This is a genomic window from Sinorhizobium sp. GQ132, assembly GCF_059758575.1.
Genome location: NZ_JCAXDX010000008.1, coordinates 271677 through 291997 on the forward strand (window position 1 = coordinate 271677; position 20321 = coordinate 291997).

Sequence of the window (20321 nt, forward strand, 5' to 3'; positions counted from 1 at the left end):
TTTTCGGGCGTCGCGGAGAGGGGCGACAAAGCCACCTTCGATCTTCGCATTCCGTCACAGTGCCGCTCCTTATCAGGGGAGGCATGAAATATCCAGAACTGCGACGGAGATTCGGTGCGCCGCAGCAACGTGAAAACGAAAGCCGCCTGGGCGCGCGTTCGCGCATTTGCAATCGCGCGGCTGCGACTTACATAGGCCTCAGGCAACCAGGCTCATCGCGAGCCGCATCCCCCCGGCTTACCGGGCCCAAAGGTACTTTCATGAGCGAACACAATCCTTACGGAACGATGCATGCGACCACCATCATCACGGTGCGCAAGGGCGGCAAGGTGGTAATGGCGGGTGATGGCCAGGTGAGCCTCGGCCAGACGGTCATGAAGGGCAATGCCCGCAAGGTCCGCCGCCTGTCGAAGGGCGACGTGATTGCAGGCTTCGCCGGCGCGACGGCGGACGCCTTCACGCTTCTGGAACGGCTGGAGGCGAAGCTCGAGCAATATCCCGACCAGCTGATGCGCGCGGCCGTAGAGCTCGCCAAGGACTGGCGTACCAACAAGTACCTGCGCAATCTCGAGGCGATGATGCTGGTTGCCGACCGGACGGTGACGCTGGCGATCACCGGCAACGGCGACGTTCTCGAGCCCGAGCACGGGACGATCGCCATCGGTTCGGGCGGCAACTATGCCTTTGCCGCGGCGCGGGCGCTCATGGACAGCGACAAGTCGGCCGAGGAGATCGCCCGCCGCGCGCTGGAGATCGCCGGCGACATCTGCGTCTACACCAACCACAACGTCGTCGTGGAGACGCTGGATGCCGAATGAGCCGGCAGAGGTCAGCTTCGAGCCGGTCGCCGAGGGCCACCTGCCGATGCTCCTCGCCTGGCTTTCCGAGCCGCATGTCCGGCAGTGGTGGGGCGATCCCGATGTGGTACTCGGGCTGATACGGGACGGTTGCGCGAAGGGTGAGGTCGACGGTTTCGTCTTTCGTGTGAAGGGGGAGCCGGCCGGCTATATCCAGTCCTGGATCCCGTCGGAATATGACGAGGAGCCCTGGGCCAAGGACCTGTCGGGCGACACGCCAGGCGTCGACATCTTCATCGGCCCGCCCGAAATGACAGGCAAAGGCGTCGCCGCCATGGCGCTCAGAGCCTTTGCCGCAAGACTATTCGAAAACGGCGCCGCGCGCATCGTCATCGACCCCGACGCCGGCAACCGCCGCGCCGTGCGAGCCTATGCGAAGGCCGGTTTCGTACCTTTTGGCGAATGGATAGACGAGTCCGGTCGAACCCTCCTGATGGAGCTCGAGCGGACGGGATTTGAGAGGAATCGATGAGCAACTTTTCACCCAGGGAAATCGTGTCGGAGCTCGACCGCTACATCATCGGCCAGAAGGACGCGAAGCGCGCGGTTGCCATTGCGCTGCGCAACCGCTGGCGCCGCCAGCAGCTTGACGACGAGCTGCGCGACGAGGTCATGCCCAAGAATATCCTGATGATCGGTCCGACCGGCGTCGGCAAGACGGAGATTTCCCGTCGCCTCGCCAAGCTCGCCGGCGCGCCCTTCGTCAAGGTGGAGGCAACGAAGTTCACGGAAGTCGGCTATGTCGGCCGCGACGTGGAGCAGATCGTGCGCGATCTCGTCGAGGTCGGCATCAGCCTCGTGCGGGAGAAAAGGCGCGCCGAAGTGAAGGCGAAGGCTCATCAGAACGCCGAGGAGCGCGTTCTCGACGCGCTGGTCGGCACTACCGCCTCGCCGGCAACCCGCGATTCCTTCCGCAAGAAGCTGCGCGCCAACGAGCTCGACGACAAGGAGATCGAGGTCGATGTCGCCGAAACCGGCTCGCCCGGCGGCGCCTTCGAGATCCCGGGAATGCCGGGCGCCAATATCGGCGTCCTCAACCTTTCGGAAATGTTCGGCAAGGCACTCGGCGGCAGGACCAAGAAGATCAAGACGACGGTCAAGGACTCCTATGCGCTCCTGGTCAACGACGAGTCCGACAAGCTGCTCGACAACGAGCAGATCCAGCGTGAGGCGGTGGCGGCGGCGGAAAATGACGGCATCGTCTTCCTCGACGAGATCGACAAGATCGCCACCCGCGAAGGCGGCATCGGTGCCGGCGTGTCGCGCGAAGGCGTTCAGCGCGACCTCCTGCCGCTGGTCGAAGGCACGACGGTGGCGACGAAATACGGGCCGGTGAAGACCGATCACATCCTCTTCATCGCCTCCGGCGCGTTCCACGTCGCCAAACCGTCGGACCTTTTGCCGGAGCTGCAGGGGCGCCTGCCGATCCGCGTCGAGCTTAGGGCTCTCACCAAGGAGGATTTCCGCCGCATTCTGACCGAGACGGAGGCGAGCCTCATCCGCCAGTACAAGGCGCTGCTCGAGACCGAGGGCGTTGCCCTCGACTTCACCGAGGACGCGATCGACGCGCTGGCGGAGGTCGCGGTCCAGCTCAACGCCAATGTCGAGAACATCGGCGCGCGCCGCCTGCAAACCGTGATGGAGCGTGTGCTCGACGATGTCTCCTTCAACGCGCCCGATCGCGGAGGCCAGGGCGTCACGATCGATGCCGATTACGTTCGCCGGCATGTCGGGGATCTCGCGGCCAATACCGACCTGTCGCGCTACATCCTCTGACGCCCGGCCCTCCGTCGAGGCCAGTCGATCACCGAATTGTGGGGCGCCTGTCACTCGACAGGCGCCTTCGTTTTCTCTAGATCGATCAGCAGCCGTTAAGAATTAAGGCATCATTCCGACATGATTCTGCCTTAGGGGCGCGCCGGAACCGGCGGGGACCGCCGGCTTCTTGGAAGAGTCTACAGGAAAACTGATAGTGCGCCTCACCGCCTGCATGCTCGTGATCTTCACATTTTGCCTCGCCGCCGGTCCTTCGGCTGCGAGCGGGATACTCATCGTTCCGCAGGGCAATCGCCACGTCGAGCAGCCGGGCGTTCCGGGCGCCTCGGTACGCCGCACCAAAGCCGGCCGCACATCCTTCGACGCGAAATACGAGAAGGTGCGCGAGCTTCTTGCCACCGACCGCAAGCTCGTCGGCAAGATCAAGTCGGTCGCCGGCGCCTACGGCATCGCGCCCATTCACATGGTCGGGGCGATCGTCGGCGAACACACCTACAATGTCGACGCCTATGACCGGCTGCAATCCTATTACGTCAAGGCGGCCGCCTATGCGGGCGACAGCTTCCAGTTCGGCTATCAGGGCGAGTCCATCGCCGAATTCGTCGAGCGGCCCCAATTTGCCGAATGCGCCGGCAAGAAAGGCTCCTACGCGCTCTGGACCTGCCGGGAGCGAATCTGGGACAGCCAGTTCCGCGGGCAGACGGTGGCGGGCAAATCCTTCCCGAACAACCGCTTCAGCGCCGTCTTCTTCCAGCCGTTCTTCGCCGGGCAGACCTTCGGTCTCGGCCAGATCAATCCGCTGACCGCATTGATGCTGACGGATATGGTGTCGCGCGTTTCCAGTTATGAGCGCCTCGACGAAAACAATGCCGCGGGCGTCTATGAGGCGATCATGGACCCGGACGTGTCGCTTGCCTATATGGCCGCCTCCATCCGGCATTCGATCGATGCCTATCGCACGATTGCGGGCATGGATATCTCCGGCAATCCCGGCCTGACGGCGACGCTCTACAATGTCGGCAATCCGGATGCGCGTGCGGCAGCGCTCGCCGCAAAGAACCAGGGGGGCGAGGTCCACTGGCCGGAGGAGAACTATTACGGCTGGCTCGTCAACGACAAACTGGCAGAGCTCGAAAGCCTGTTGTGATCCTTTATCGCCCGGCAGCGGAATCATCGCGATTCACGTGAAGCATTTTCTTGATTGCGCCGTAAAAAACTGGAACGGTACGCGACCAGAGCATTCCGCAATTCCGGACTGAGAACCGCTGCGCACTTTTCCTGGAATTGCTCTGGGAAAGGCATACACATGGATACGCGACCGGAGCCATTCGAGCCGCCCGCGCCAGTCCCGCGCACCGGCATCCCCTCGCGGCTCGAGATCATCCGAACGGTTCTGCGAAACCCGCTCGAGCTCTGGGGCGAGCCTTCCTACACGCTTCCCTGGATCGAGACGAAGTTCATCAATCAGCGGACGCTTATCGTCAACGATCCCGGCCTCATCCGCTACATCCTCGTCGAGAACGCCGCCAACTACGAAATGTCGAATGTCCGGCGGCTGATCCTGCGCCCGATCCTGCGCGACGGCCTCCTGACGGCGGAAGGCGAGGTCTGGAAACGGTCGCGTAAGGCGATGGCGCCGGTCTTCACGCCAAGGCACGCAAAAGGCTTTGCCGGCCAGATGCTTCGCGTTTGCGAGGCCTTCGTCGGCCGCTACGCGGGTGCTTCATCGGAACCCTTCGTCACCAATGTCGCCGTGGACATGACGGAACTCACCTTCGAGATCCTGGCCGAGACGCTCTTTTCCGGCGAAATCGCCGTCGAAAAGCAGGGCTTCGCCGCCAATGTCGAGGAATTGCTGCATCGAATGGGGCGCGTCGATCCGATGGACCTCCTGGTTGCGCCGAGCTGGGTTCCGCGACTGACCCGTATCGGCGGCCGGAAAGTGCTCGACCGTTTCCGCGGCGTCGTTTCCGAGACGATGTCTCTGCGCCGGCGACGGATGGCGGAAGCGCCCGGCGAGGTCCCGAACGACTTTCTGACCCTGCTTCTGCAGCTGGAAGGTCCGGATGGGCTTACGACCTCCGAGATCGAGGACAATATTCTCACCTTCATAGGTGCCGGCCACGAGACCACGGCACGGGCGCTCGCCTGGTGTTTCTATTGCGTCGCCAATACGCCCGCCTACCGCAAGACGATGGAGCAGGAGATCGATTCGGTTCTTGCAAGCGGCGCCGATCCGGTCGACTGGCTTGGGCGCATGCCGCATGTGCTTGCCGCCTTCGAGGAGGCGTTGAGGCTCTATCCGCCGGCGCCATCCATCAACCGCGCGGCGATCGAGGAGGATGCGTGGACTTCCCCGGAAGGCGAGCGCGTGCCGATCCGCAAGGGAATATCGGTGCTGGTCATGCCCTGGACGCTCCACCGGCACGCGCTCTACTGGCAGAAACCCCGCGCCTTCATGCCGGAGCGCTTCCTTCCGGAAAACCGGGACAAGATCAACCGCTTCCAGTACCTGCCCTTCGGCGCTGGCCCGCGCATCTGCATCGGCGCGACCTTCGCGCTGCAGGAGGCGGTTATCGCGCTTGCCGTGCTCATGCACCGCTTCCGCTTCGACCTGACGGACGAGACGCATCCCTGGCCTGTGCAAAGGCTGACGACGCAGCCGAGGGGCGGCCTGCCGATGAAGGTGTCTGCCCGGGTGAAGTAGGGCTCCGGTGGGTGGGATACGCCCGCCGTCAGACACGGAAACGTCGTTGTCGCGCGATGGTTTTTTCCAGAAATATGTCCTATCACCGGACAGACCCTTCCGGACCCTCATCATTGGACTGAGCAGAAATTGACCCCGCATCTTCTCCTCGGCATCGACACCGGCGGCACCTACACCGACGCCGTCCTTTTCAGCGAAGCTACCGGCGTCGTCGCCAAGGCCAAGGCGCTGACGACCCGCCACGACCTGGCCGAGGGCGTTTCCGGTGCGGTGGAGGCGGTGCTCGCGAAGGCGAGAGTGCCGGTTTCGGCGATCAGCCTCGTGTCGCTCTCGACGACGCTTGCCACCAATGCGCTGGTCGAAGGCCAGGGCGGCCGTGCCGGCCTGATCATGATCGGTTTTGCTCCCGAAGACCTGAAGCGCGACGGCCTTCAGGAAGCGCTCGGGTCCGATCCCGTTCTGTTCCTTCCCGGCGGCCACAACGTTCATGGAGGCGAGACGCCGCTCGACATGAGTGCGCTCGACGAGGCGCTGCCGGCACTCGGCTCTCAGGTGTCGTCCTTCGCCGTCGCCGGTTATTTCGCCGTGCGCAACCCGGACCACGAGAAGCGCGTGCGCGATCGCATCCGCGAGGTCTCGCACCTGCCTGTCACCTGCAGCCATGAGCTTTCCTCCAAGCTCGGCGGCCCACGCCGGGCGCTGACGACGCTTCTGAATGCGCGCCTCGTCTCGATGATCGACCGGCTGATCGGTTCGTGCGAAGACTTCCTCAAGGCCCGCGGCATCGACGTGCCGATGATGGTGGTGCGCGGCGACGGTGCGCTGATCTCGGCCGCCGAAGCGCGGCTGCGCCCGATCGAGACGATCCTCTCCGGGCCGGCTGCGAGCCTCGTCGGCGCTCGCTATCTGACCGGCCTGGACAACGCCGTCGTCTCCGATATCGGCGGCACGACGACCGACGTAGCCGTACTCGAAAAAGGCCGCCCGCGACTCGATGCGGAGGGCGCGGTCGTCGGAGGCTTTCGCACCATGGTCGAGGCGGTCGCCATGCGCACCTACGGCCTCGGCGGCGACTCCGAGGTGAAGATCAACGACCGCGGCCTCAAGGCCAAGCTCGATCTCGGGCCCCGCCGGTTCCTGCCCTTGAGCCTGGCCGCGGCCTTGCACGGCGACGGGGTCCTGTCGGTGCTCGAAAGGCAGTTGCGGGCGCCTCATGCTGGCCGGCATGATGGACGCCTGGCGGTCCGCACCGGCTTGCCCGACCACCTGGCGAGCGGGCTTCAGCCGCAGGAGCAGGCACTCTACGGCCGCATCGGCATGGTGCCGGTGGCGCTTGCGGACCTGCTCGTCAGCACGCCGCAGAAGGCAACGCTCGACCGGCTCGTGGCGCGCGGGCTGGTGCATATCTGCGGGCTCACCCCCTCGGACGCGATGCATGTTCTCGGACGGCAGGCGCAGTGGAACGGCGAGGCCGCACGCGTGGGCCTCGAAATCGCCGCCCGCACCAAGGACGGATCGGGACAGCCTATCGCCGCCTCCGTCGAAGCTCTCGCGCAGTTGATCGTCGACCGGCTGACGCGACAATCCTCTGAAGCCATCCTGCAAGCCTGTTTCAGCGAGGACGGCGCCGCCATCGACCCCGCCGCCTCACTTGCCGTCGACCGGGCGCTGAAACGGGAACCGGGCATCGTGCGCTTTTCGATCAGCCTTGACCGGCCGCTTGTCGGTCTCGGCGCCTCGGCGCCGGTCTATTACCCCGCCATCGCCGAAATGCTTTCCACCGAGGCCGCGATCCCGGCGGAGGCAGATGTGGCAAACGCCGTCGGCGCGGTTGTCGGTCAGGTGCGGGCAACGATCACCGTCTTCGTGACGACGCCGGAAGAAGGCATTTTCATCGTCAACGGTGCGGGCGCGAGCGAACGCTTCGTCGATCAGCAGGAGGCTTTCGGCGTCGCCCGCCGGCGCGCCGAAATGATGGCCCTGGAGAGCGCCCGCGCCAACGGTGCAGAAGAACCCGCCGCAGTGCTTCGGGAAGAGATCGACGCGCCGGAAGTCGAAGGCAGCCGCAAGTTGATCGAGGCACGCTTCATCGCCTCGGCAAGCGGCCGGCCCCGTATCGCGCATCACGCGTCTTGACCTTTTCCATTCCGGAAACAATTCTTCGCATCCTTGCGGAATTGACAGGGAATGCTTTGATGAGAGAGTGTCCGCGCATGTGAGCGGGCCCAAAGCGCTTTTCCTTCCGGGCGCCGCTTCTATCTATGGCAATGGGAATACTGAATCAGGAGCTGTGGCATGGACCGCGTTGAGAAATATGGATTGCAGATCGATGCGGGGCTCCACCGCTTTCTCGTCGAAGAGGCGATGCCGGGCACCGGGGTCGAGGCGGAGCGGTTCTTTTCCGCCTTCTCGGATCTCGTTCACGATCTCGGACCGAAGAACCGGACGCTTCTCGTCAAGCGCGACGAGCTGCAGACCAGGCTCGACGGCTGGTATCGCGAGCATGGTGCCCCGGTCGACATGGAAGCCTATGAAGCCTTCCTGCGTGAAATCGGCTACCTCCTGCCGGAAGGTCCCGATTTTTACGTCTCGACCGCAAATGTCGATTCCGAGATCGCGACGATCGCCGGGCCGCAGCTTGTCGTGCCGGTGATGAACGCGCGCTACGCGCTCAATGCCGCCAATGCCCGCTGGGGATCGCTCTACGACGCCCTTTACGGCACCGATGCGATAGCGGAGACCGACGGGGCCGAGCGCGGCAAGGGATACAATCCGAAGCGCGGTGCCAAGGTCATCGCCTGGGCGCGAGAATTTCTCGACGCGAGCGCTCCGCTGGCAGCCGGCCGCTGGAGCGATGCCGAATCGTTCTCGATCGAGGGAGCGACGCTGACCGTAACGCTTGCCGACGGCACGAAGAGCGCTCCGCGCAATTCCGTTCAGTTCGCCGGCTATGCTGGTGACCCCGCGGCGCCGTCCGAAATCGTTCTGCGTCGGAACGGCCTTCACGTCGTCATCGTCCTCGACGCAACGACACCCATCGGCAAGGCCGATGCAGCCGGCATATCCGACGTCGTCTTGGAATCGGCCATCACCACGATCATGGATTGCGAGGATTCGGTTGCGGCCGTCGATGCCGAGGACAAGGTGCTCGTCTACCGCAACTGGCTCGGGCTGATGAAAGGCGATCTCGAGGAGGAGGTGACCAAGGGCGGCAGGGCGTTCACCCGGAGGCTCAACCCCGACAGGGCCTATACGGCTCCGGACGGCGCGACTCTGACACTGCCGGGCCGGTCGCTGATGCTGGTGCGCAATGTCGGGCACCTGATGACCAACCCCGCGATCCTCGACCGGGACGGCGAAGAAGTGCCGGAAGGCCTGATGGATGCCATGGTGACGGCGCTGATCGCACTCCACGACATCGGCCGGAACGGTCGGCGGGCGAATTCCCGCAGCGGCTCCATGTATGTGGTCAAGCCGAAAATGCACGGGCCGGAGGAAGTCGCCTTCGCCTGCGAGATCTTCGCCCGCGTAGAGGCGGCGCTCGGGCTTCCGGCCAACACGATAAAGATGGGAATCATGGACGAGGAGCGGCGGACGACCGTCAACCTCAAGGAATGCATCCGCGCCGCCCGCGAACGGGTCGTCTTCATCAATACCGGCTTCCTGGACCGCACCGGCGACGAAATCCACACCTCTATGGAAGCCGGCCCGATGATCCGCAAGGGCGACATGAAGCAGGCGCCATGGATATCGGCCTATGAGAACTGGAACGTCGATGTCGGTCTCGCGTGCGGGCTTTCCGGCCACGCCCAGATCGGCAAGGGCATGTGGGCGATGCCGGACCTGATGGCGGCGATGCTGGAGCAGAAGATCGCTCATCCGAAGGCGGGCGCGAACACGGCCTGGGTACCGTCGCCGACGGCCGCGACTCTGCACGCCACCCATTATCACCGCGTCAACGTCGCCGAAGTCCAGGCGGGCCTCAAGAGCCGCACCCGCGCGAAGCTCGCCGATATCCTCTCCGTGCCGGTCGCTCCACGGCCGAACTGGACCGAGGAGGAAATCCAGCGCGAACTCGACAACAATGCGCAGGGCATTCTTGGCTATGTCGTGCGCTGGGTCGACCAGGGCGTCGGCTGCTCCAAGGTGCCCGACATCAACAATGTCGGCCTGATGGAGGACCGCGCGACGCTGCGCATCTCGGCGCAGCATATGGCGAACTGGCTGCATCACGGCATCGTCAGCGAAGCGCAGATCGTGGAGACAATGAAGCGCATGGCGGCGATCGTCGACGGGCAGAACGCCGGCGATCCGAATTACCAGCCCATGGCTGGGCGCTTCGACGAATCGATCGCCTTTCAGGCGGCGCTCGATCTCGTGCTCAAGGGCCGCGAGCAGCCGAACGGCTATACCGAGCCGGTCCTGCATCGCCGCCGGCTGGAGCTGAAGGCGAAGCAGCGGGCCTAGGGCCCGTTGCGATTTTAATGGCGTCGAAGCTCTGGTCGGTTTTGTCGGCACGCACGGTGATGCGCTTGAATTCCTCGCGTATCGACCGTGCGCCACTGCATGTTTCCTTTGATCGCGGCCGATCAATGGACAAAAACATTCCAGCAGCTCAAAGGGTTACAGCGACCTTGGCGCGTCTCACAAGACGCGCGGCGCTGTAGAATACTCTTCGGAGGGCTGCAATCTTCCTCCCCTCATCCCTGTGCTCGTCACAAGGCGCCGCGTCTGCGGCGCGGGAAGCGTTCTTTCAACCCAAGGACTTGGTCTGGCTGGATTCCTGTGACGAGCACAGGAGTGAGGGGATCAACAAGGCGCGCCGTGCGTCCAAAGGGACGCACAAAGGACGCGCCAACTTATCGAATTGAGCGCAATCAGCCGCGACGGCAAAAAGAAAGGGCCACCCGGCGCCACCGGATGGCCCGTTTTCGGTGTGTTGCAGCCGTTACTGCTGCACGACGACGCGTGCGTTGCGGCCGGGGCGGACCCGCGAATAGAGATCGATGATATCCTGGTTCATCAGGCGGATGCAGCCGGACGAGGCGGCGGTGCCGATCGACGACCATTCCGGCGTGCCGTGCAGGCGGAACAGCGTGTCCCGGCCTTCCTTGTTGAAGAGATAGAGAGCGCGGGCACCGAGTGGATTGCTGATGCCCGGGCCCATGCCGGCCTCTACATATCTGGCGACTTCCGGCTTGCGCTCGGCCATTTCCTTCGGCGGGTGCCAGGTCGGCCATTCCTGCTTCCAGGCGACATAGGCCTCGCCTTCCCACGCGAAACCCTGCTTGCCGACGCCGATCCCGTAACGTACGGCCTTGCCGCCGGGCAGCACGTAATAGAGGAAGCGGCTCGGCGTGTTGACGACGATCGTTCCCGGGCGTTCCTTCGTCGGGTAATCGACGATCTGCCGATGGAAACGTTGGTCTACGCGGTTGATCGGAACGCCCGGCACCGCATATCCGTGGTCCTCAACAGGGCCATAATTGCTGGAGAAGATCTGGTTCGTCGCCACTTTTTCGCCCTCGGGAGAGGAGCCGGCCGTGGTCGTGGTCTGTGAGCAGCCGGCGAGGGCAACGGTGGCCGCCAGGCTGCACAGAAGGAGAGCGTTGCGGAAGCGCATGATGGTCTCGTAAAAGAGGTCAGGAAAATACGGGGGAGGGTGTCCGGCCGTCAGCGGCAACAGCTTATTTTCTATTGCACCGCAGTGCGCAAGGGACCGGCCCCCCGCAATGTGGCCGAAAGGTGTAAATTCCGTGACGATTGCTTTTTTGCAACAAACCACCCTGCAGCGCCGCGCGTCTCGTCAGAGGCGCAAAGGTCGCCGTAGCACTTTGCGAGGGCGGCAATGACGATCTTGTCTATCCATGGCGACAATCCGCTCGCAGACGGACGCCAGTCAGAGCGGGCGATGAAGGTACGGCGCGGCGTTCAGCGGCTGCTGATGGAACTGCGCCACGCGGCTCTGCCCGAATTGACGCTTGCGAGCGGGAGGCGGGCCGATCTCATCTCGCTCTCGCCGAAGGGCGAAATCTGGATTATCGAGATCAAGACCTCGATCGAGGACTTCCGCGTCGATCGCAAGTGGCCGGAGTACCGGCTCCACTGCGACCGCCTGTTCTTCGCAACGCATGCGCAGGTTCCCCTCGACATCTTTCCGGAAGAATGCGGGCTGATGCTTTCCGACGGCTACGGCGCGCATATGCTGCGCGACGCTCCGGAACACCGCCTGCCGCCGAGCACGCGAAAATCGGTAACGCAGGCCTTCGCGCGCACGGCGGCGCAGCGCCTGACGCTCGCAGAATGGGCAGCCGAGCGAAACGGCGAGCTCGGCCAGTCGATCAGCGACATCGTCAGCGGCGAGCGGGATTAGAAAGGCGGCGCGAGTTACTTCGGCGCCCGTTTCGCCAGAATGCGCTGCAGGGTCCGTCGGTGCATGTTGAGCCGGCGCGCCGTTTCCGAAACATTGCGTTCGCACATTTCGTAGACGCGCTGAATATGCTCCCATCGCACGCGATCGGCCGACATCGGGTTTTCCGGAGGCTCCACCCGCTCGCCCGGGCGCTGAATCAGCGCCGCGAGAATGTCGTCGGCATCTGCGGGCTTCGCCAGATAGTCGAGCGCTCCGAGCTTCACGGCGTTGACCGCGGTCGCGATGTTTCCATAGCCCGTCAGAACGATCATGCGCGTGTCGTCGCGGCGCCCACGGATCGCCTCGATCACGTCGAGGCCGCTGCCGTCGCTCAGGCGGAGATCGATGACTGCATGTTTCGGCGGGCGGGTCTTCGCCTTGGCTATGCCTTCGGCGACCGATTCGGCGATCTCGACCGCGAAGCCGCGCGCTTCCATTGCGCGGGCGAGGCGCCGCAGAAAGGCCGTGTCGTCATCGACAATCAGAAGGCTCTTGTCAGGCCCGATCAGGTCCGCATCGGCGGCGTGAGTGTTTGGCGCAGGCATCGACTTTTCGATCATTTCTCAAATCCCTACAGCGCCATGCGTCTCACCGGGCGCGCAAGGGCCGCTGTAACCCTTCAAGTGCTGCATGTTCTATTCTTTCACCGGACAGGATCAAAGGAAACATGCGGTAGGTGGTTTTGCCGGCAATCATGTGGGTTTCCCCGCACCTGTCTTCAATAAACCGCCAAAAGTCATTTCGCCAGTTTCGTGTCCATCAGCACGCGCGGCCATTCGACGCTGACCCGGGCGCCCGGGTGTTTCGAGCCGCCGTTCTCGAAGCGCAGCCGGGCACCTGAACGCTCGAGCAGTGTCTTGGCGATGAAGAGACCGAGGCCGAGCCCGCCGGCACTGTCGTCCTTCTGCCGCCGCGTCACATAGGGTTCGCCGATCCGCGCCAGGATGTCCGGCGAAAAACCGTCGCCGTCGTCTTCGATCGTCACCCGCACGCGCTCGGCCGTGTGTTCCGTCGTGACGGTCACCTTCTTGCGCGCATAGTCGACCGCGTTCTCCAGCAGATTGCCCAGGCCGTAGAGAATGCCGGCATTGCGGATGCCGACCGGCTCCGAGGCGCGATCGCCCTGCTCCTTCAGCTCGATTTCTATGCCGAATTCGCGATGCGGCGCCATTACCTCCTCGATCAGCGATGAGAGCGGCAGAAGCCGCATATGTTCTTCGCTTTCGGACGAAAGGGTGGTCAGCCGCCTCAGAATGTCGCGGCAGCGTTCGCTCTGGCTGCGCAGAAGATGGACGTCCTCGCCGAAACGCGGATCGTCGCCGAGCTCCCGTTCCATCTCCTTGGCGACGACGCTGATCGTCGCGAGCGGCGTTCCGAGTTCGTGGGCGGCGGCGGCCGCGAGACCGTCGAGCTGCGACAGGTGCTTCTCCCGCTGGAGGACGAGCTCGGTCGCCGTCAGCGCTTCGGAAAGCTCGCTCGCCTCGAGCGAGACGCGATAGGTGTAGAAGGCGGCGAAGGCCGTCATCGAGACGATCGCGAACCAGATGCCCGCCGTCAGCACGCGCGGCATCAGCAGAACGGTGCCTGGATACCAGGGCAGCGGGAAGGGCGAGAAGGCAAGGGCGGTGACGCCCAGGACGGCGAGGCCGGCCAGCACGATGCTCTGCGGCTTCGGCTGCGAGGCCGACGAGATGATCACCGGCACGCAGAGAAGCGGCGCGAAGGGATTGGCAAGGCCGCCGGTGATGAAGAGCAACGCAGTCAGTTGCGCAAGGTCGAGACCGAGCAGGGAGAAGGCGGCCGGCGGCGTCAACCGCTGCGTCGGCGGAAAGCGGAGCGTGAGAAAGACGTTGAGAAGCGCCAGGCAGGCGATCAATACGGAGCAGGGAACGATCGGCAGCGGGAACTGCAGCCACAGCGCCGTGACGACGACGGCGAGCGATTGTCCACCCACCGCCAGCCAGCGCAGCCGGATGAGCGTCTGCAGCCTCAGACTGCGATTGCTGTTCTGATCGTTATAGAGTGTCGCAGCTGCCATGCGTTTCCGTTTCGCGATGCGGGTCGCATGCGCGACCGGGCGTCAATTCATCCTACCGGACTTTATTCCGAACCCGGCAAATATGAAACGGCGGCGGACCTCGGTGCGCCGTAGAGCCGCATCCGGCCACGTTGGACGGATGGGAAAACGAGCACACTTTTCCCTCCCGTTCTAAGTCCCGCGCGGTTTCGCGCGCGTCGTCGGCATCGCATTGGCGGGATCCTCCGGCCAGGGATGTTTCGGATAGCGGCCGCGCATCTCGGCTCTGACGTCCTTCCACGAACCGGCCCAGAAGCCGGGCAGGTCCCGGGTCGTCTGGATCGGGCGGTGGCCGGGGGAAATCAGCTCGAGAAGCAGCGGCAGCCGACCGTCGCCGATCGCGGGATGGGCTTTCAGGCCGAAGAGCTCCTGAACGCGGATCGACAGGAGCGGTTCGTCGCCGTCGTAATGGATCGGATGACGCTGGCCTGTCGGCGCTTCGAAATGCGTCGGCGCCAGCCGGGCGAGGTCGCGCTGAAGGCCGTATGGAACGAGCGAGATGAGGCCTTCGGCGAGATCGCGGCCCTTGATCCCGTCAATGCCGCCGGCGTCTCCCTGGAACGGAACGAACCACGCGTCGAGACGGGAGATCAGCGCCGCGTCGGACATGTCCGGCCAGGGCTCGCCGATGGAGCGGTGCAGGAAGCCGATGCGGTCACGCAGTTGCTCCACGTCCTTCGGGAAGGGGACAGCGGCGAGCCCCAGCTGCCGGATACCGTCCGCGAGTGCCCGCGCCGCCGCCTGGCCGCTGGGGCGAGGCAGGGGTTTCTCCTCGAAGATGATCGCCCCGAGCCGTGTCACTCGGCGCGCACGCACCTGCCGGCTGGCCCGATCGAAGAAGCTTTGCTCCTCGGTGACGATGGCGTCCGGCATGTGCCCTTCGACATCGCCTCTCGCTATTTCCGCTGCAGCAAGCACCCGTTGCGCCCCGGCTCTGCCGGTAAGATCGGCAATGACGAGCATTCCGGCCGCAGCAAGCCGTTCGGTCTCGGGTATCTCCGCGCCGCGTCCGTTCGCCATGACGAAGCGGCCGCGCCCGCCGCGCTGCAGCGCGATGCGGTCGGGAAAGGCGTGCATCAGCAGGGCTCCAGGCAGAACCGGCTCCAGACCCGCCTTGTTCGATGCGCCGAGTTCGCCGGCCATGCGCCGCGCCAGACCGCGGGCGGCCTCGACCCGGTCGCTGCGCTCGCTCCGGAACCGGCGCAGCCGCTCCTCGATATCGATGCTGTTGCCGCCGAGGCCCTGCTCGGTGAGCATCACCGCGAGAAGGCAGGCCTCCTGCGCCCGCCCTTCCTCGGCGGCTGCAACCGACATTGCCGCAAGCCGCACCGGCAGCGCCAGATCGCGGATCCTGCGGCCCCTCGGCGTCAGCGCGCCGCGGCTGTCGATCGCGCCGAGCTCGAAGAGCAGGCCTCGCGCCTCGCGCAGGGCCGTCTCCGGCGGCGGATCGAGGAATTTCAGCGTCGACGGATCGGCCACACCCCAATGGGCAAGATCGAGGAGCAGGCCGGAGAGATCGCTGGCAAGGATCTGCGGCGGCGTGAAGGCGGCGAGCGCCGCCGTCTGGCCGGGATGCCACAGGCGGATCGCGATACCCGGCTCAGTCCTTCCGGCGCGCCCGGCGCGCTGATCGGCCGAGGCTCTTGAAACGCGCACGGTTTCGAGCCGCGTGATGCCCGTCGAGGCCTCGAAGACCGGCAGCCGCTGCAGACCGCTGTCGACGACGATCCTGACGCCGTCGATGGTGATCGACGTTTCGGCGATCGAAGTCGCCAGCACGATCTTGCGTGTGCCCTTCGGTGCCGGGCGGATCGCCGCGTCCTGTTCCTTCTGGCTCAGATTGCCGTAGAGCAGCACGATTGCGGTCGCCTCCCCGAAGCGATCGGCGAGCCGCGCGGCCGTGCGGGCGATTTCCGCCTGCCCGGGCAGGAAGGCAAGGATGGAACCTTCCTCGGACCGATGCGCCTCTGCAATCGTGCGGACCATCGCGTCCTCGACGCTTTCACCGGCCGCTCTGTTTTCGTAGCGTATGTCGATAGGGAAGCTCCGGCCTTCGCTTTTCAGGACCGGCGCATCGCCGACGAGCCCGGCGATGCGTTCGACGTCGAGCGTCGCCGACATGACGACGATCCTGAGGTCCTCGCGCAGCGCCGATTGCACGTCGAGCGCCAGCGCCAACCCGAAATCGGCATCCAGCGAACGCTCGTGGAACTCGTCGAAAAGGACAGCCGAAACGCCGGACAATTCGGGATCGTCGAGGATCATCCGGCTAAAGACGCCCTCCGTTACAACTTCGATCCGGGTTTTGCCCGATACGCGGTTGTCGAGCCGCATCCGGTAGCCGACGGTTTCGCCGACCTTCTCCCCCAGAAGTTCGGCCATGCGTCCGGCCGCGGCCCGCGCTGCGAGCCGCCGCGGTTCGAGCAGAATGATCTTGCCGTCGCCGCGCCAGAGCTGGTCGAGCAGAAAAAGCGGCACCAGCGTCGTCTTGCCGGCGCCGGGAGGAGCCGACAGCACGACCGATCCCGACGAAGCGAGCGCGTCGCCAAGGCCGGGCAGGATCTCGCGGACGGGCAGGGCAGGAAGCGCGCGCATCATGCCTGCTCCTCCATTCCGATTTCGATCACGCGGCCGCCGGCGGCCTCTGCGTCGGCACTGTCGTGGGTCACCAGGATGGTGGGCAGCCCGGCCGCCCTCGCCTTGGAAAAGACAAGCTCACGCGTCTGCTGCCTGAGCGCCGCGTCGAGATTGGAGAAAGGTTCGTCGAGAAGCAGGAATCGTGGCGCGGAAACGAGTACCCTTTGCAGCGCCACGCGTGCCTTCTGGCCGCCGGAGAGCGTGTCCGGGTCGCGGTCGAAGAACCCGGTAAGGCCCACCTCGTCGAGGGCTGCATCGGCCAGCCGGCGGCGTGCGGCCCGTCCTTTGACAGCCGGCGCTATGGCGAAGACGATGTTGCCGCCGACCGATAGATGGGGAAAGAGCAGCGGATCCTGAAACAGGATGCCCGCGTGGCGCCGGTTGGCGGGAACCGCCGTCAGGTCCGTGCCGTCGATCAGGATGCGGCCGCTCACATCGAATGCCGCATCGAGAAAGCCTCCCGCAAAGGCGAGCAGGGTCGACTTGCCGGAGCCGGACGGCCCCATGATCGTCAGCACCTCGCCCGGCGCGACGGACGCCGATATGGCGAGCAGAACCCGGCCGCCCAGACCGATCGTCACCTCCGAGAGCGTCAGGCATCCTGTCTTGATCGGGGATTTTGACCCGGCGTTTTCCTGCATTCACGTCCTCATTGCCCGCCGGTTGCGGAATAGCAACTGCGGGCCGAGCGACGCAACGAGAAATGCGAGGAAGGGCAGGAGCCCCTGAACGAGGGCGTAGATGCCGATGACCCGCCGGTCGCCGCCCGACGAGAGTGCGACGGCCTCGGTCGTGATCGTCGTCAGCCGCCCGGATCCGATGAGGAGCGTCGGGAGATAGAGGCTGACCGACACGGCGAAACCGACCGCGAGCGCGGTGAGGCAGGCACGAAAGAGCAATGGCAGCCGGACCGTGAACAGGATTTCCAACGCCGGCTTGCCGAAGCCGGCGGCGATTTTTTCGAAGCGCGGGTCGACCGCGCGCCAGGGGGCCGACAGTGACAGAAGCACGTAAGGGAGCACGAAAACGAAATGGACGCCCAGCACGCTCGCAAAGCCGGGAGTGAACCCCGCCGAGAGCATCAGGACCTGCAGCCCGAAAACGAAGCTGATCTCCGGGACGAGCAAGGGGAGGTAAAGCAGCCGGTAGCCGGCTGCATTCTTCCGTCCGCCGGCGATGCCGTTGCGGTAGAGCAGGAGGATCGTAAATACGAGCGCCAGCGATGACGCCGAAAGAGCGAGCGCGACCGTGGTGCCGAGCGGCGCCCAGAGTTGGGGCAATGTGCGCATCCAGGTATTGGGCGTGAAACTTCCGGGCAACGCGTCGGGAAATGGCCAGAGGCCTGCAACCGACCAGATCGAGAGCACGCTGAGCCCCGCGAAAATGGTGACCGTGCAGGTGCTCATGGCGAGGGCGCCCGCGGCGCGAAGCGCGCCGTCCCGCGCAAAGCGCCGTCCGGAAAAGGTCAGGCGCGCGAGAACGGCTTTCCCGACCCGTTCGAGCACGATCCAGCTCGCCATTGCGGCAACGACGATGCCAAGCTGCAGGAAAGCGCCCGCCGATGCGAGAAATCGCGCACCGAGGTCGTCGTCTCCGGCCCATTGGGTTACTCGCACCGGCAATGTCGGCGGCAGCTTCGGCCCGAGGATCATGGCGACGTCGACCACGGATACCGAATAGACGAGCACCGCGAAAACCGGCAGACGGATCTGGCGGTAGAGGGCGGGCCAAAGACAGATGGCGAAGCCGGCGACCCGCCCGTAGCCGAGCGCCGCCGCAAGGCGCGATGCCCTCGTGACGGCAAGCTGCGGCAGGGCGGCAAGCGTCACCAGGAAGAGAAACGGCACCTCCTTAACGATGAGCCCGGCAATCATCGTCAGCGCGAAAGGGTCGTTGGGAAGAAGCCAGTCCGGGGGCCGCGTGAAGCCCGTCACCTCCGGCGAGATCAGCCGGAGCAGGAAGCCCGACGGGGCGACGAGGAAGGCCAGCGCAAAGGCGGCGGCGGCATGCGGGACGGCAAGCAGGGGAGAGACGAGATGCTGGATGCGGGCGAAAAGCGGCGTGCCGGCAAAGCCCGCGACGAATGTGCCGACGACCGCTGTCGCTGCGACCGTCGTCAGCAATCCCGCAGCGAGGCCGGTCAGGACCGAGCGGAGAATGTGCGGCTGGCCGGCGAATTCGGCGAAATGGGCAAGCGTGACGCGAAAGCCGCCGAGCGCCGGCAGGTAGCCGAAGGCCGGCAGGATCGTTCCTGCAAGCCCGGCAAGGATGGGAAGCCCCAGAACGAAGGCAAGGAGGGCGTTTCCGCCGAGCCTAGTTGGCTGCGCCATAACGCCGGATCCATTCGGTTTCGATCCGTGTCATCCAGTCCGGGTGCGGTTCGTCGAGCGCGGGACCGAGTTCGTCGGGATGGAGCGTTGCAATGCCGAGGTCCAGGCGCTCGAAAGCGGACCGGTCGGCTTCGGGAAGTTTTGCAGGAGAAAGCACAGTCGGATCGCCCCAGATATTCGGGTCCTGCTTGCGAAGTTGCGCCTCGGGCGAGAGGAGGAAATCGGCAAGCAGAAGCGCGCCGGCCTTTGCCGTTGCGTTGTAGGGAATGGCGACGAAATGCGTATTGCCGAGCGTGCCTCCGGAAAGGACGAAGGAGCGGACCGTCTCCGGCAGCTCGCCATTGGCGATCGCGGAGGAGGCTTCAGCGGGGTTGAAGGCGAAGATGATGTCGAGTTCGCCGTCGGCGAGCTTCTGCTTCATGTCCGCATAGTTCTGAGGATAGGCCTTGCCTTTTCGCCATAGCAGCGGCGTCAGCCTGTCGAGATAGGCAAACAGGGGCGCGGCATCGGTCGCGAACGTCTTTTCGTCGACGGGTTTCTGCAGCTTGGCCCTGTCGTCTGCGAGCTCGATCAGCACCTGCTTCAGGAAGGAAGAGCCGGTGAAGTCCGGCGGCTGCGGGTAGGAGAAGCGCCCGGGATTGGCCGTGGCCCATTCCAGGAGATCCGCTACGGAATCCGGCAGCTCGCTCGCCTTCATGCGCGCCGAGTCGTAGAAGAACACGAGCTTGGCACCGCCCCAGGGACTCTCCAGTCCGTCGGTGGGGATGGTGAAATCGGTGAGCACCGTCGGTGTGTTTTCGTGGTCGACATAGCGCCAGTTCGGCAGTTTCGTCGCCCAGCCGGGCGCGTAAAGCAGCCCTTCGCGTTTCATCGCGGCGAAGTTCTCGCCGTTGATCCATACGAGATCGACCGATCCGCCCTCGTCCTTTCCTGCGGATTTTTCCGCGAGCACGGTCGCGGTCGCCTTAGCGGTGTCGTCGAGTTTCACATGGACGACCGTGACGCCGTAGCGCGCTTTCATTTCGTCGCCTGCCCATCTGATATAGGCATTGACGTTCTCGGAGCCGCCCCAGGCGTTGAAATAGACCGTCTGGCCCCTGGCCTCCGCGACGACCGCTTCCCAGTTTCCCGCGTCCGTGGCGGACGCCTTGCCGGCGAGGCCGAGCGCCAGCAGCGCTGCGGCGATGATCTTCCCTGCTCGCCTGATCATGACGCTCCTCTACCCCGGTCCATGCCGTTGCCGCCGAGGGTAAGACAAGGGCGGTCTGCGTCAATGCACGCGGCCGCCCTCGACCGTCACGTTTCGGTGAGACGTGCTCGGGTCGCCTCTTTTCGCGGAAGCGGCAACGGGCTTCGAGACCCACGAATTCTCATCGAGCACGGCCCTTGAAAGGCGGAACTGCGTTAACCATATAGCTTGCATCCCCAGAAGCGCCGAAAGCCCGCAAAGCGGACCCGTATTGGTAGAAGCGTCGGACCACTTTTCGCGCGTCATGGAAAACCACCTTTAAAAACAGTTACTTAC

15 protein-coding genes are annotated in these 20321 nt (G+C 64.7%); 8 read left to right on the forward strand and 7 right to left on the reverse strand.

What is annotated here, in order from left to right; translation table 11 throughout:
• Positions 1–260: 260 nt before the first annotated feature.
• The 7 genes from hslV to AC6CIG_RS21225 all read left to right on the forward strand — a co-directional run bounded on the left by hslV (position 261) and on the right by AC6CIG_RS21225 (position 9807).
• On the forward strand, positions 261–818 hold the full coding sequence (gene hslV / locus AC6CIG_RS21195; protein ID WP_003531980.1) for an ATP-dependent protease subunit HslV: 558 nt from the start codon (positions 261–263) through the stop codon (positions 816–818).
• Positions 808–1329: a GNAT family N-acetyltransferase gene (locus AC6CIG_RS21200; RefSeq protein WP_498323706.1), complete on the forward strand. Its 522-nt coding sequence runs from the start codon at positions 808–810 to the stop codon at positions 1327–1329. The genes hslV and AC6CIG_RS21200 overlap by 11 nt, the downstream gene beginning before the upstream one ends.
• Positions 1326–2633 carry an ATP-dependent protease ATPase subunit HslU gene (gene hslU, locus AC6CIG_RS21205; protein WP_018098641.1) on the forward strand — a complete coding sequence of 436 codons (1308 nt, stop codon included), beginning with the start codon at positions 1326–1328 and terminating at the stop codon, positions 2631–2633. Before AC6CIG_RS21200 ends, hslU begins: the two co-directional genes overlap by 4 nt.
• A gap of 196 nt (positions 2634–2829) precedes the next feature.
• Positions 2830–3780: a DUF1402 family protein gene (locus AC6CIG_RS21210; protein WP_127710556.1), complete on the forward strand. Its 951-nt coding sequence runs from the start codon at positions 2830–2832 to the stop codon at positions 3778–3780.
• A 159-nt stretch (positions 3781–3939) separates the two neighbouring features.
• Positions 3940–5340, forward strand: a complete 1401-nt coding sequence (locus AC6CIG_RS21215) for a cytochrome P450 (protein WP_127710558.1) — start codon at positions 3940–3942, stop codon at positions 5338–5340.
• A gap of 129 nt (positions 5341–5469) precedes the next feature.
• On the forward strand, positions 5470–7476 hold the full coding sequence (locus tag AC6CIG_RS21220) for a hydantoinase/oxoprolinase N-terminal domain-containing protein (protein WP_127710560.1): 2007 nt from the start codon (positions 5470–5472) through the stop codon (positions 7474–7476).
• 159 nt (positions 7477–7635) lie between these two features.
• A complete protein-coding gene (locus AC6CIG_RS21225) occupies positions 7636–9807 on the forward strand; it encodes a malate synthase G (protein ID WP_437412607.1) in 2172 nt (723 codons plus the stop codon).
• Between the two features lie 481 nt (positions 9808–10288).
• Here AC6CIG_RS21225 and AC6CIG_RS21230 read toward each other — a convergent pair whose 3' ends face one another.
• Positions 10289–10963: a L,D-transpeptidase gene (locus AC6CIG_RS21230; protein ID WP_018098635.1), complete on the reverse strand. Its 675-nt coding sequence runs from the start codon at positions 10961–10963 to the stop codon at positions 10289–10291.
• Between the two features lie 225 nt (positions 10964–11188).
• Here AC6CIG_RS21230 and AC6CIG_RS21235 point away from each other — a divergent pair, with 225 nt between their 5' ends.
• Positions 11189–11713: an MmcB family DNA repair protein gene (locus AC6CIG_RS21235; RefSeq protein ID WP_100672586.1), complete on the forward strand. Its 525-nt coding sequence runs from the start codon at positions 11189–11191 to the stop codon at positions 11711–11713.
• A gap of 14 nt (positions 11714–11727) precedes the next feature.
• Here AC6CIG_RS21235 and actR read toward each other — a convergent pair whose 3' ends face one another.
• The 6 genes from actR to AC6CIG_RS21265 all read right to left on the reverse strand — a co-directional run bounded on the left by actR (position 11728) and on the right by AC6CIG_RS21265 (position 20006).
• Positions 11728–12312, reverse strand: a complete 585-nt coding sequence (gene actR, locus AC6CIG_RS21240; RefSeq protein WP_003531971.1) for a global response regulator transcription factor ActR — start codon at positions 12310–12312, stop codon at positions 11728–11730.
• 176 nt (positions 12313–12488) lie between these two features.
• Positions 12489–13790 (reverse strand): ActS/PrrB/RegB family redox-sensitive histidine kinase, encoded by a 1302-nt coding sequence (locus AC6CIG_RS21245; RefSeq protein ID WP_018098632.1) that lies wholly within the window; start codon positions 13788–13790, stop codon positions 12489–12491.
• A 171-nt stretch (positions 13791–13961) separates the two neighbouring features.
• On the reverse strand, positions 13962–16424 hold the full coding sequence (gene hrpB / locus AC6CIG_RS21250; protein WP_201269677.1) for an ATP-dependent helicase HrpB: 2463 nt from the start codon (positions 16422–16424) through the stop codon (positions 13962–13964).
• Positions 16424–17107, reverse strand: coding sequence for an ATP-binding cassette domain-containing protein (locus tag AC6CIG_RS21255; protein WP_018098630.1), 684 nt, complete (start codon positions 17105–17107; stop codon positions 16424–16426). The genes hrpB and AC6CIG_RS21255 overlap by 1 nt, the downstream gene beginning before the upstream one ends.
• On the reverse strand, positions 17108–18796 hold the full coding sequence (locus AC6CIG_RS21260; RefSeq protein ID WP_127710566.1) for an ABC transporter permease: 1689 nt from the start codon (positions 18794–18796) through the stop codon (positions 17108–17110). It lies immediately after the preceding gene.
• Entirely contained in the window at positions 18780–20006 is a 1227-nt protein-coding gene (locus tag AC6CIG_RS21265) for an ABC transporter substrate-binding protein (RefSeq protein ID WP_127710568.1), read from the reverse strand. Before AC6CIG_RS21265 ends, AC6CIG_RS21260 begins: the two co-directional genes overlap by 17 nt.
• Between the last annotated feature and the right edge of the window lie 315 nt (positions 20007–20321).